This window comes from Komagataeibacter kakiaceti JCM 25156 (assembly GCF_000613305.1).
In genome coordinates, this window is sequence record NZ_BAIO01000035.1 from 1 (window position 1) to 11668 (window position 11668).

An 11668-nucleotide genomic window follows, 5' to 3' on the forward strand; every position below is an offset into this window, starting at 1 on the left:
CGGGCGGTGGCTACGGGTTATGGCGCGCCGGGTTTGCGCTACGGATCGCGCGCCGTGCCCTTCGCGCTGTTCGCGCAGTTGCCGACAGGCGACATGAACCCGCCCGCAAATCAGACCCTGACCCGGATTGCAACCGTCATGCCCGCCGGTACGGTGGCATGGATGCAGGATGTGGAGAGCCCCGACTGATGGACAGACAGATTGTCTACCCCGCACAGATACCGCTGGACAGCGACCAGCTCAACGCCCAGCGCAACACCCTTGTCGGCATCGGGCATCTGGCCGGGATGGCCTATGGGCAGAATACGGTGGCGGCGGGCGGCTTTGCCTGTACGCCGGGGGGCGGCCTCGCCATCACCATCGCCCCCGGTTCGCTGCTGGCCGCCGGTGTGGTGGATGGAACGGCCTATGGCACGCTCCCCGCCAGCGCCAGCACGCTTGTGCGCCAGTATATCAGCCGCGATCCGGTCACGCTGGAGGTGCCGTGTGCCGGGGCGACCTGTATTGTGTATGTTACAGCACTCACGCAGGACACGGATGCCACCGTTCTGCCGTTCTACAATGCCGCCGATCCAGCCGTAACCTATGCCGGGGCGGGTAACAGCGGAAACGCCGCGCCGACCGTGCGGCGGGATGTGGCGCAGATCGGTATTGGCGCGTCCGTGCCCACGGGGGCACATCCGCTATGGACCATAACTGTTCCCGCCGGGGCCACGGCCATCACGGCGGGCATGATCGCGCAGGCATCCGGCGCGCCGTTTTACGATACCATCCCCCAGCTTCAGGCCGCCAAGCAGGACGCGCTGGGTTTTACCCCCGTGCAGCAGGGCGGCGGCTTCGATCAGGTTGCGGGCAAGGTTTACCTTGGGCGTGACACCACCTATCCGGGGCTGCGTTATTCCTATGTCAACACATCGGACAATATCGCTACGGGTGGCTACCTGCTTTCGACCTACGGGACGGAACTGAACGGCGCGTATGGCGCGCTTGGCGACCTGTCCTATGACGGCAGCCATCGGCTGGTCTACCAGTCCTATTCCATGAACGGCGCCTATTATACGGCCGCCCTGTATTCGGACGTGACGGCGGAGACCGTGCGCGCCAGCAATGCCGAGGCAAACCTTGTATCCGGCACGTCCGGCATGGTGTCCGGAGATGCACAGGGAACGGGGCTTCATTACAGCAGCACGGGGCGTATGTATGCCAGCTACACCGGTGGCGGTGGATTTCTGGCATGGTATTCAGACGTAACGGCCGAGGCCACGGCCCGTACTGTGGCTGTCACTGCCGAAACCGTGCGGGCCAGCAATGTCGAAGCGAGCCTGATTTCAGGCACGGCGGGCATGGCGTCAGGCGACCAGCAGGGCACGGAACTCCATTACAGCGGTTCTGGCCATATGTATGCCGGTTATACCGGTGGCGGGGGATTCCTGGCATGGTATGCGGATGTAACCGCTGAGGCTACGGCTCGTGCGGCTGCGGTCACTGCCGAAGCCACAGCCCGCGCCAACGCCGATGCCAAGCTGGTATCCGGTGTATGGAACCCAACGGATGCGCAGGTTGCGGGGCTTGTCTTCTCGGGGGGCAATACCAGCAAGCTGAGCGCCGTCAGTGTGGCTGGTTTATATTATACAATAGCACAGAAATCCGATCTGCCTGTTGTCTCGGTTACTTCCTCCGGCTCGCCGGGGATGGTGGCTGTTACACGATCATCAGGATCAAGGATGGCAGCACGGCCAGCGGATACCGCATCCGCATGATGGGAGAAACACCGGATTTTACCAGTGAGGGCAGGCAGACCATTACTTATCCGCTGGCTCTGAACGGGATTTTTCCAGGGGCATACGGCGTCTCCACCAAGCTGGCGGATAGCGACACCACCTCCACAGGCAACGACCAGATGGCGCAGCTTGGCGGGACACCCACCACCACACAGATGACGGTCAACATGAACGAAACTGGTGGCGGCAATTACAACTGGCCCATGCGTGCAACGTGGTGGGTGGAAGGCTGGTAAGCGACATGACGAAATATGCGCATTTTGACAGCAGGCAGGCCGCGCCATCGCGGGTCATTGGCTGGTATGACAGTGAGAGTTTCAATGCCCTGACACTGAAATCCCTTCCGGAAAGTGACCTTCTGGAAGTGACCGATGCCCAGTGGAGCATGCGTTATCCGGGGCCGTGGGCGGTTGGTGATGGCGCTCTTGTGGCCCATGCACCCGCCGCCACGGCCGTTCCCCTGGCCACACGGGCTTCTGCCGCGCTGACGCAGGCCCGCACCCATGTCCTGCACCATTACAAGCTGCTGGATGAGCCGACACCGGCGGTCTGGATTGCTTATCTGAAGGCCCTCATGGCCATTTCGGATGGCACCGATACGGCCAGCACCGTTCTGCCCGCCAGCCCCGCGCAATGATAACCGGAGATATCGACCATGACCGATACAACTTCCTCAACGACCACCACAACTGACCAGACCGCTACCCCGGCAGCGCCCGCACCCCAGAATTATGTTCTGTACCGCACGGCCCAGCTTGGCTGGCAGCAGGTCGGGTATGTCATCATGGCCATGACGTTGGCCAGTACCGACACCTTCATGCCGCCTGCTGGCATGGCGCTGGGACTTGATGCGGCAGGGGCCTATCCGGCGGGAAGCATCTATACGCCCGCCACGACGCCAACGCCGCCTGGCGGCTAGTCCGTTCACAACCGTCCATGCCCGCCACACCGCCCATGAGGCGGTTTTTTATTGTCGGAAAAACCAATGAATGAAGACATGATCCTGCCCGCATCCGTGGGGCAGGCGGGGGTGCCTGTCCGCTGCGCCACGGTGGAGGATCTTGCCCGTGTGCGTGAACGGCTGGCGAAGGTGGAGGGTGGCCATGACAACCTGCGCGACGGGCTGAACACGCTGTCGGTCCAGTTTTCCGACCTGCGGCGCGATCTGACAAAGGCCGTGGCCGACCACGCGGCGCAGACCCGGCGCGAGATCATGGAGCGTGTCGCCGCCATGGGCGAGACAGCCAATGAGCGCGACACGGAAGTTTCGGAGCGTCTGTCCCGCATCGAGGGTGGCATCAGGCTGGCCAACTGGATCACGGTCACCTTCATCATCCTTGCCACCGGACTGCTGGGCTGGGGCCAGATTGGCGATGCCGCGTGGTCGCTATGCAAACGGGCGCTGGGGTATGAACCATGAGCGGTTTATCCCTCTCCCAGTTCAAGCACATCATCGTGGCGCCAGCCTGTCCCATGTCGGGCTGGGGGGTGATGCCGTCGTGAACCTGCTGACCGGAACCGCCCTGGTTGAAAGTGGGCTGGTTGATATTGTGCAGGTCACAAAGGGGGGCTTTGGTCCGGCGCAGGGGTTGTGGCAGATGGAGCCGTTCACGCATGACGATATCTGGCGCACTTTTCTGTCTGACAGCCAACTGAACGGCCTGCGGCAGCGCATTCTCACCATTCGCGCGGACTGGCCCCCGGGGGCAGTACAGATGCGGGGTAACGTCTTCTATGCCTGCGTCATGGCGCGTCTGAAATATGACCGTGTACGCACCGAACTGCCTGATGCGGCCGATGCCTCCGCGCAATGCCGTTACTGGAAAACCTATTACAATACTTCCTCCGGGGCAGGCGTTACTGATTCACGGCATGTCGCCCTGTTCCAGCAGGCCATTGATGCATGAAACGGCATGTCAGGTGCCGGGTACATTTTCCGCGCCAGTTGCGTGGAGACTTTTTATAAAGGACAGGACCATGCTGATCCGCCAGCAAAAACACGCGTGGTTGCCCGGACCGCAACGGCGGTTACGACCGGGATTTCCCCTCTCGCACTGGCGCTGTCACTGCCGCAGCCTTACGCCATGTGGGTGCTGTATGCCTGCGCCATCTTCGCGGGCGCCGGGTTCGCGGCCACCCAGATCCCGCTGCCAGCCAACCAGAGCGGCAGGCTCTGGCTGCTTTACCGCATCATCAACTTCCTTGCGATGAACTGGAAATACGCGGCCAATGCCGCGATTGCCCTGCGGACCAGCACGGCCGTCTCGGCATCTTCCACGCCTGCGCCGTCCAGGCCGGGAGATGATCTGAAATAAAACGGGTCACTTTGCTTACCGTCCCGACCATTTCCCACGGAAACCGCCCTTCGGGGTGGTTTTTTATTGGAGCTATCATTCATGAGCCCGAACATTTCCCGCCGGGTCCTGTTACGCGCCGGGACCGGCACACTGGCGGCTGGCCTGCTGGCGGCCTGCGCGGTTACGAAATCCGGTAATGTCACCACCATCACGATCAACGTGGCCGAGATCAGGGATTACGGGCAGGCGGGCCTCAATGCCGTCTCGACCATCCTGAGCATCGCGGCGCTGGCCAGCGCGATCGGTTCCCCTGCCGTTGGTATTATCAACGTGGCTGATACGGCGCTTTCCGCTGCGCTCACCAGCTTTTCCACGGCCGCCGGGTCCACGCTGACCATTTCGTATGATGATACGAACTGGAAAAGCCGGGTGGATAGCATTCTGTCCGCCCTGACCAAGGTGGAGGACGACCTGAGCATGGCCATGACCGGGGTCTCGACCAAGGTGTCCGGCACGGACCTGTCCGACGCCAGTACGGCGCTGAACGCGCTGGGCACCATTATCTCGGCCTTCAGAGCGCTGCTGGACAGCGTAGCCGTACGGCGGTCCATCAGGCCCATAGTCAATGCAGCCCCATCTCGTACGCAGGTGCAGCAGGCGCTCAAGGTGCTGGGGGTGACGGCAGGATGACACCCATCGGCATCTTCTTCCTCTGGTTCGCCAGCACCATTGGCGGTGCTGCCGGGGCCTTCATCCTCTACGCTTATCTGGCGAGTAATTCGCGATGAGCGACTTCACTGCAGGCGTTTTTACGGGCGCTGGTGGCATCGTGATCCTGATCGGCATACTCATCATTATACCGATCAAGCTGCATGCGCTTTATATGGCCGCGCAGTTGCGGGATCGCGGTCTGAAGTAGATTCAGAAACGCGTCACCCTATTCTGACCTTTTGGGCGAATGATCATCAGGTATGCTCACGCAGTAAGTTTCGCACACGAACATATTTTAAAATATGCCTATATTATGCCCATTCCATTTCTTCATCGGGATCTTCTCTCATCTGTCGCTCTATAGTAAAGCACTTTACGGCTTCGTAACCTACATATCGGGTAAGTCCGTAGTTCAGGCTGGAACCTGCTACAACACCAATCCCGAACGGCATACTTTTTTCTACCGCCTTCCTAGTGAAGTTTATACCAAAGCGTGTAAAAAACTGTTTAACTGCTTCTAATGTAGCTCCTTTTAAATATTGTTGAAGCATTTTCACACCGGCTTTCGATGCGATTGGCGCGCCGCTTTGAACACCGAGCTGTTCAAGTCCTCCAGCCACAGCAATGAGTATGGTCATGTACATCGCATCATGGTCGGTCAAGTCCCACCCGAAATTTACGGCCAGTAGCATTGTCATATCAATTTGTATTTTCATGCAGACTGTAGCGTCAGCAGTTCCTCCACCAACCATGGCGGCGACAGTCCCGATACCCGGGACGATGCCTGGAACAGCAGAAAGACCACCACTCAGAGACGCATACCGTGAATATTTTGCTATAATTTTCTTTGAAACTATCTTCTCTATTTCATTATCATTGCATTGTTTGTTCAACTTTTTTGCTGAATGCTTATATTGATCAACCATTTTTTTTGCTTTTTCCGGGCTGATTGCAATAGCGCGAATGGCATTCAGCATGAGAGAGCCATCATCCTTATTGGGATTTTCGGTCATATATGAACTCCTCAGAAAACTTTTAAAATCTATATTCATAAATTTATATCATGAAATAACAGTACAAAAGTATAGTCAAGGCTTCCTGCAGACATGACCGCCCTGCGTAAAGCTGACTGGCATTTTATAAAACGTTAATAAGATATGAAGCGTCATAAGAAAAAATATTTGTACACACTTCTTCCAAATGCCGTCTTTTTCAGAGGCATCAAAATCAGTAAATCTACAGTACAATCGTAATGTCAGGCTTCTTTTCGTTCTCAATATCAAATGAAAAAGCTTTTGCTGGTCCAGGATTTAATCGCCACGTTGGTTCGGAAGATTCCCTTTACCTGTTGACGGTCACGAATTGGATCATGGTTTCCGTCTGACCTTACAATATCTTCTACATTTCCCTTACAAGACCGACAGTAAATCAATATGTCGGTCATATAGTGACTGCCTTTGCAGATAACATTACGGGTCCGATTTGCTTCATGTTTCGGAAAAGATTTTAGTTCACTCAGTGTCGCATCTTCTTGAATTACTTCCATAACCACAACCTCTGCAAGCAAACATACGGGTATTTCATGAACATAAAAACACCCCGGCTTGTGAACAGGCGCAAACTCGGCTGCTGCCCGGCACAACGCCATCCCAATCAGCCTCATCTGTCCGCCATGCGCGGCTTTATGGTTCGGCAGGCGCCAGTGCGGCTGGACCGCAGCGGTATCAACCCGACCCCGCTGATGCTGGGCAATGATGTGCTGGGGGACTGCACCAGCGCGGGTATCGGCAACCATATCCGCGCCACGGCGGCGCTGGCGGGTTTTCAGGTCGCGATGGATGTGGCCGATGCCGTGCGGTTCTATTCCCGGTCCACCGGCTATGTGCCGGGCCGTCCCGCCACGGATAATGGCGGGGTTGAGGTGGATGTACTGACCACGGCGCTGCGTGACGGCTATGCGCTTGAGACCCAAACCCTGTTCCCGATCTGGGGCAGCGCCGATCCGACCGACCTGAACGGCATCCGCAACATTACCGCAGGCCTGTCCGCCGCCTATCTGGGCGTGCAGTTGGCACAGGCGGATATGTGGGAGGATCAGGACGGCAACCTGCCGCCGGTATGGGATACGGACAGCCCGGCCGATCATGGCGACCCGACACCGGGCAGCGCGGGCGGCCACTGCCTGCTGCTGTGGGATTACACCGGCACGGCGGATACGGATCTGGTGACGCTCCTGACATGGGGCGCGAAGCAGAAGGCCACATGGCGCTGGGTGCGCTCGCGCATCATGGAGGCGCATGGGCTGGCATGGGGACAACTGCACGCGCCCGGCGGCCTATATCCGACTGGGGATGATTGGGCCGCTTTGGTGGCCGCGAATGACGCCTATCTGGCGGGTGCGGCATGAGTGGCCCCCGAGGGTTTGACCGGGCGTGGCTCCTTTTCGCCTGCCTGTCCGGCATGGCCGGGTGCGCGCTGCAACCCGGTCCAGTACACACCACCATTCCGCAGGCCATGGCGGGCATCCAGTCCAGTCTGGCGCAGGCCGGGGTGGTGTCGGTCTCGCATGCGGGCGACTGGACGGCGGAACAGAATGCCCGGTTCATGCAGGCGGTGCGGGCGGCACAGTGCGAACAGCACACGCCCGATCCCGTGGTTGGCACAATCGCGGGGGATGTGACGCTCCAGCTTTCGGGCAGTTTCACGCAGGGCGGACAGTTCAGCGTGGGTGCGATTACGACCGCGCCTACGTTCGGGGTGCAGGGGGACGCCAACCGGACGCGGGGGCAGACACTCAGCCTGCCGGTGGCCTATGCGCCGCTTTCGTCCATGCCGGATGTCGAGATGAGCCGCCAGATTGGGTACGAGACTGAAATTCTGGCCCAGAATGATGACGCCCGGCATGCCGAGGCTGCACGGCTGCTCTCTGATCGTGCGGAATTGCAGGGAAGGGTGCGGGCCATGATTGAGGGCTGGAAACCCGGTGAATGCATGGGCTACGTGCCGGTTGTCCCGTTCGTGGGCGACAGGCGCCCAAAGGTTCACCATTCCTGAATATGTCAGTATGGATATAGACACCCCTGTTCAGCACAGGCCCGGTCCTGTATTGGTAAGTCCAGAGAAGAAGCGTCATGCTTGGCTACATCGGCATGGCGGGCTGTTGCGCTTTCCGGTCGTGGGTATGGTCCGGCATCGGGCCAGTCCCCATTGGCGCGGCAGACAGGACGGTGCAGGGTTTGGAGCATTATTGAGATGGCAGAAAAGTTTCGGATCGTGATTGTAGGCGGCGGGGTCGCGGGGCTTGCGCTCGCCACACGGCTGGGCAATTCGATCGGACGTTCGGGGCAGGCGGAAATTACACTGGTGGACAAGAGCTTCGCCCATGTGTGGAAGCCCATGCTGCACTGTTTCGCCGCTGGCACGGCCGCGAACGAGAATGACCGCATAAGCTTCATGTCCCAGGCCAGTCGGCACTATTTCGATTTCTGGCCCGGTGAAATCACGGCGCTGGACCGCAAGACGCGGACCATCTCGCTCGCCCCCATCACCGACCCGCATAACGGGGAGGCGGTGGTTGACGCCCGTGATCTGGGCTACGACGCGCTGGTTCTCGCCCTTGGTAGCCGCGCCAATGACTTCGGCACGCCCGGCGTGGCCGAACACTGCCTGTTTATTGACAATCTGGTGGACGCCAGCGGCTTCAACGACCGCTTCCGCATGGAACTCCTGCGCGCGTTCGCCAATCATCAGGAACTCGACATCGCCATTGTGGGCGGGGGCGCCACCGGCACCCAGCTTGCCGCCGAACTGCATAAGGCGCTCGATATTGCCTCGCTCTACAGTTTTGGGGAAAAACCGCCAAAGCTGTGCATTACCCTGCTCGAAGCTGGCCCCCGCATTCTTCCCGCCTTTCCCGAGGCCGTGTCGGAAGCCGCGGTCCGACAGCTTGAGGCCATCGGGGTTACGATCCGCTCATCCGCCATGGTCAGCGGGGCGGATGAGAGCGGCTTCATTCTCAAGGATGGCAGCCGGGTGCCCGCCACGCTGCGCGTATGGGCGGCAGGCGTGAAGGCGCCGGATGTGACGCATCGCTTCGACGGGCTCAAACTCTCGCGTTCCGGGCAGCTTGAGGTGCGCCCGACGCTACAGGTCATGGACGATGACCATATCTTCGCCATGGGGGACTGCGCCTTCATTACCGAAAGCCCGGTGCCTCCCACGGCGCAGGCTGCGCGCCAGCAGGCGCATCATCTGGCGCGTGGCCTGCCCATATGGATGAAGAGCGGAACGCTTCCGGCCTTCAAATTCCATAACAAGGGGGCTGTGGTCGCGCTGGGTGATTACAATGGCTGGGGCACCTTGCCTGGTGGAATGGTGTTTGGCGGTGGCTGGCTACGCGGCATAAGCGCGCGTGTCCTCCACCTTATGCTGTACCGCCAGCACCAGTTCGAGCTGTATGGCCCCGTACGTGGCACGATTTCCTGCCTTGTGGACTGGCTCGACATGTTCGTACGTCCCTCCGTCCGGCTGGACTGAGGGGCGGGCGGCCCCATTCCGCGTAAAAAATCCCCATGAAAATTCGTCACGGCGCGTTTTAAGGGTTATGCTTGGCGCGCCACTATTCCCCGGCCGGTCTTGCCTGCTCCGGAACGTAGTGGCGCATGGCGCTACCGGGGGGAGCGGAGCCACGGTCATGACCGACAGGGGGCGCGTATATAATTGTGAGCAGGGCGGCAACCCGGAAACCAGCGGATATGCGCGTGGTGATCCTGCTGCTCGGCCTGTCGTGCGCCATTGTTGCGCCGGGTCCGCGCGCGACCGCCGCTGAGAATGCGCGGACACCACCCCCACCCACTGCGCCCCCATCCACCGCGACGGGGGAGAGCGTGGTGGTACATGCCCGGCCACGCCCCTCCATCATGCTCTCACCCACCGCCAACCCGATCGGCCAGCCGATCCGCATGGGCGGCGCGGAAAACCGCAAGAACGGCAATCCGTATGACTGGGGCGTGTTCAACCGGGGCGATGGCGAGGCCGCGGGCTTTGGTCCGGTAGGCCGCTATGGCGTAGCGCCTGGGCCGAGGACTGGAGCAGGCTGCGCACGCAGAAAAAGCATGACGATGCGTTTGACGTGCTGAAATACGTTCCGCTCAACCGCAGCGGGTCGGTCTGGATCAGTTTCTCGGGCGAGACACGGCTGCGCAACTGGTTTGAAACACGCCCCCAGCTCGGCACGCAGAAGAACAGTGATTCCGGTCGCTTTACCGTGCGCAACCTGTATGGGGCTGACCTGCATATCGGCACGCACCTGCGCTTTTTCGGCCAGTTGGTGAATGGTGACGCCGGGGGGTGGGGCGGTTACGGGTATGGTGCGACCTATCGCAAGCGGCTCGACGCGCAGCAGGCGTTTGTCGAGGCACGGTGGAACATGCTGGGCGCGAAAAGCGGGTTCATGTTCGGCCGCCAGCAGTTTCTCGATGCGCCGTCCTATGTCATCTACAATCGTGACACGCCCGATGTGCCACTGTCATGGAACGGGTTTCGGGGGTACATGATCTGGCCGCGTGTCCGCATTGACGGCTGGGACTTCGTGCAGACGAATGACAGTGAAACCGGCATGTTCCATGATACCGAGAACTATGCCACGCGGCTGTACGGCTTCAACGCCACATGGGCGCCGCCCGATTTCACCTTCATGGGCGGAAAGGGCTATTCCTTTGTCGATGCGTTTTACATCGGCTACAAGCTGGGCAGCACATCCGGCGTCATCGCGGCCCCGACCGGCACCGTTCAGGGGTCGGACACCCGTAATAATTTTGGCGTGCGCTGGCATGGACTTGCCGGACCGATCGAGTTCTCGCTGGGTGCGATCTGGCAGGGCGGCGTGTTCCGCAACGCCACGGATAACGCGCCCCGCGCGGTCAACGCCTTCGCCATCAACAGCATACTGGCTACCGCCTGCGTGACAGGACGCTGAACACCTTTGCCGGTATCCAGACCGATGTGTATTCGGGTGGTGACCGGTTCCGCCAGGGGGGCGCGGTCGGCACCTATATTGCGCCGTTCAGCCCGCAGACCAATTACCTGGACACCACGACCTACATAAACCCCTCCAACCTGATCAGCTTCGCGCCACTGGTGCGGATCACGCCGTTCCCCTCGGTCAGCATCCAGTTCAAGTATCCGCTGTTCTGGCGTGATAACGTGAATGACGCGGTTTACCGCTCATCCGGCACCTATGCCTTTGCCGAAAACTTCCGGGGCCGGTTCATCGGCATGGCGCCGCAGGCCTCCGTGGCGTGGCAGATCAACCCGCATCTGTCATGGACGCAATATGTCTCGCGACTCATGACATCGCACGGGCTGGATGCGGCGGGAGGCTCCAGCGGCACCTATTACCAGTCCAATTTCGTGTTCAGATTCTGAGCACCTGCGCGGGCAGGCGCGAAGGCGGCAGGTCGCGCCGTGCCAGCATGCTGCACAGGCGGCTGACCACGTCCTCCCACTGTCCGGGATTAAGCTGGCGTACGATGCGCAGGGTCGGGTACCACGGGCTGTCCGTCCGGCCTGAAAGCCAGCGCCAGCAGTTATCGAAGCGATCCAGCAGGATGACGGGACAGCCCATGCCCCCGGCCAGATGGGCCATGGCGGTATCGACCGACACCACCACATCCAGCCCGGCGATGAGGCGGCGGTATCATCCATGTCGCGCACGCTTTCCATCGGGTCGTACAGGCGCATGCCAGCGGGCATGTCCATCATCTGGCGCGTGTAGTCCCCCATCTGCAGGCTGACCAGATTGAGTCCGGCCAGCCCCGCCAGTGGCGCAAGCGCGCGCAGCGGGACCGAACGCCGACGGTCCATGGCGTGGGCCGCCGG

Annotated in this window: 14 protein-coding genes and 3 pseudogenes; 14 read left to right on the forward strand and 3 right to left on the reverse strand. The window is 60.3% G+C overall.

Annotation, left to right across the window (positions count from 1 at the left end; translation table 11 throughout):
• The 10 genes and pseudogenes from JCM25156_RS21465 to JCM25156_RS31990 all read left to right on the forward strand — a co-directional run.
• A pseudogene (locus JCM25156_RS21465) lies at positions 1–189 on the forward strand (hypothetical protein); the annotation flags it as partial.
• A complete protein-coding gene (locus JCM25156_RS27045) occupies positions 189–1760 on the forward strand; it encodes a hypothetical protein (RefSeq protein WP_025812268.1) in 1572 nt (523 codons plus the stop codon). The pseudogene JCM25156_RS21465 and the gene JCM25156_RS27045, both read left to right, overlap by 1 nt.
• Positions 1757–2017: a hypothetical protein gene (locus JCM25156_RS04410; protein ID WP_025812269.1), complete on the forward strand. Its 261-nt coding sequence runs from the start codon at positions 1757–1759 to the stop codon at positions 2015–2017. Before JCM25156_RS27045 ends, JCM25156_RS04410 begins: the two co-directional genes overlap by 4 nt.
• 5 nt (positions 2018–2022) lie before the next feature.
• Positions 2023–2418: a hypothetical protein gene (locus JCM25156_RS04415; RefSeq protein WP_025812270.1), complete on the forward strand. Its 396-nt coding sequence runs from the start codon at positions 2023–2025 to the stop codon at positions 2416–2418.
• A gap of 18 nt (positions 2419–2436) precedes the next feature.
• Positions 2437–2700 (forward strand): hypothetical protein, encoded by a 264-nt coding sequence (locus JCM25156_RS04420; RefSeq protein WP_025812271.1) that lies wholly within the window; start codon positions 2437–2439, stop codon positions 2698–2700.
• 66 nt (positions 2701–2766) lie between these two features.
• Positions 2767–3201, forward strand: coding sequence for a hypothetical protein (locus JCM25156_RS04425; RefSeq protein ID WP_025812272.1), 435 nt, complete (start codon positions 2767–2769; stop codon positions 3199–3201).
• A 79-nt stretch (positions 3202–3280) separates the two neighbouring features.
• Positions 3281–3688 carry a hypothetical protein gene (locus tag JCM25156_RS21475; protein WP_306301738.1) on the forward strand — a complete coding sequence of 136 codons (408 nt, stop codon included), beginning with the start codon at positions 3281–3283 and terminating at the stop codon, positions 3686–3688.
• Positions 3689–3730: 42 nt separating this feature from the next.
• Positions 3731–4096, forward strand: coding sequence for a hypothetical protein (locus JCM25156_RS04435; RefSeq protein ID WP_034958388.1), 366 nt, complete (start codon positions 3731–3733; stop codon positions 4094–4096).
• Positions 4097–4177: 81 nt separating this feature from the next.
• Entirely contained in the window at positions 4178–4768 is a 591-nt protein-coding gene (locus JCM25156_RS04440) for a hypothetical protein (RefSeq protein WP_025812274.1), read from the forward strand.
• Positions 4769–4862: 94 nt separating this feature from the next.
• The gene (locus tag JCM25156_RS31990; RefSeq protein WP_277909343.1) at positions 4863–4997 is read left to right on the forward strand and encodes a hypothetical protein; all 135 of its coding nucleotides are present in this window, start codon (positions 4863–4865) and stop codon (positions 4995–4997) included.
• Positions 4998–5100: 103 nt separating this feature from the next.
• Here JCM25156_RS31990 and JCM25156_RS04455 read toward each other — a convergent pair whose 3' ends face one another.
• Both JCM25156_RS04455 and JCM25156_RS29770 read right to left on the reverse strand, forming a co-directional pair.
• Positions 5101–5802 (reverse strand): hypothetical protein, encoded by a 702-nt coding sequence (locus JCM25156_RS04455; protein WP_025812275.1) that lies wholly within the window; start codon positions 5800–5802, stop codon positions 5101–5103.
• 266 nt (positions 5803–6068) lie between these two features.
• The gene (locus JCM25156_RS29770; protein WP_199898814.1) at positions 6069–6452 is read right to left on the reverse strand and encodes a hypothetical protein; all 384 of its coding nucleotides are present in this window, start codon (positions 6450–6452) and stop codon (positions 6069–6071) included.
• On the opposite strand from JCM25156_RS29770, the gene JCM25156_RS04460 reads away from it, so the two are divergent.
• The 4 genes and pseudogenes from JCM25156_RS04460 (at position 6396) to JCM25156_RS21480 (ending at position 11215) form a co-directional block, all read left to right on the forward strand.
• On the forward strand, positions 6396–7196 hold the full coding sequence (locus JCM25156_RS04460; protein ID WP_025812276.1) for a hypothetical protein: 801 nt from the start codon (positions 6396–6398) through the stop codon (positions 7194–7196). The genes JCM25156_RS29770 and JCM25156_RS04460 overlap by 57 nt on opposite strands.
• A complete protein-coding gene (locus tag JCM25156_RS04465; protein WP_025812277.1) occupies positions 7193–7843 on the forward strand; it encodes a hypothetical protein in 651 nt (216 codons plus the stop codon). The genes JCM25156_RS04460 and JCM25156_RS04465 overlap by 4 nt, the downstream gene beginning before the upstream one ends.
• A 198-nt stretch (positions 7844–8041) precedes the next feature.
• A complete protein-coding gene (locus tag JCM25156_RS04470) occupies positions 8042–9325 on the forward strand; it encodes an NAD(P)/FAD-dependent oxidoreductase (RefSeq protein WP_025812278.1) in 1284 nt (427 codons plus the stop codon).
• A gap of 218 nt (positions 9326–9543) precedes the next feature.
• Positions 9544–11215 (forward strand): annotated as a pseudogene (locus JCM25156_RS21480) (alginate export family protein).
• Here JCM25156_RS21480 and JCM25156_RS27725 read toward each other — a convergent pair.
• A pseudogene (locus JCM25156_RS27725) lies at positions 11205–11668 on the reverse strand (glycosyltransferase family 9 protein); the annotation flags it as partial. The pseudogenes JCM25156_RS21480 and JCM25156_RS27725 sit on opposite strands and share 11 nt — an antisense overlap.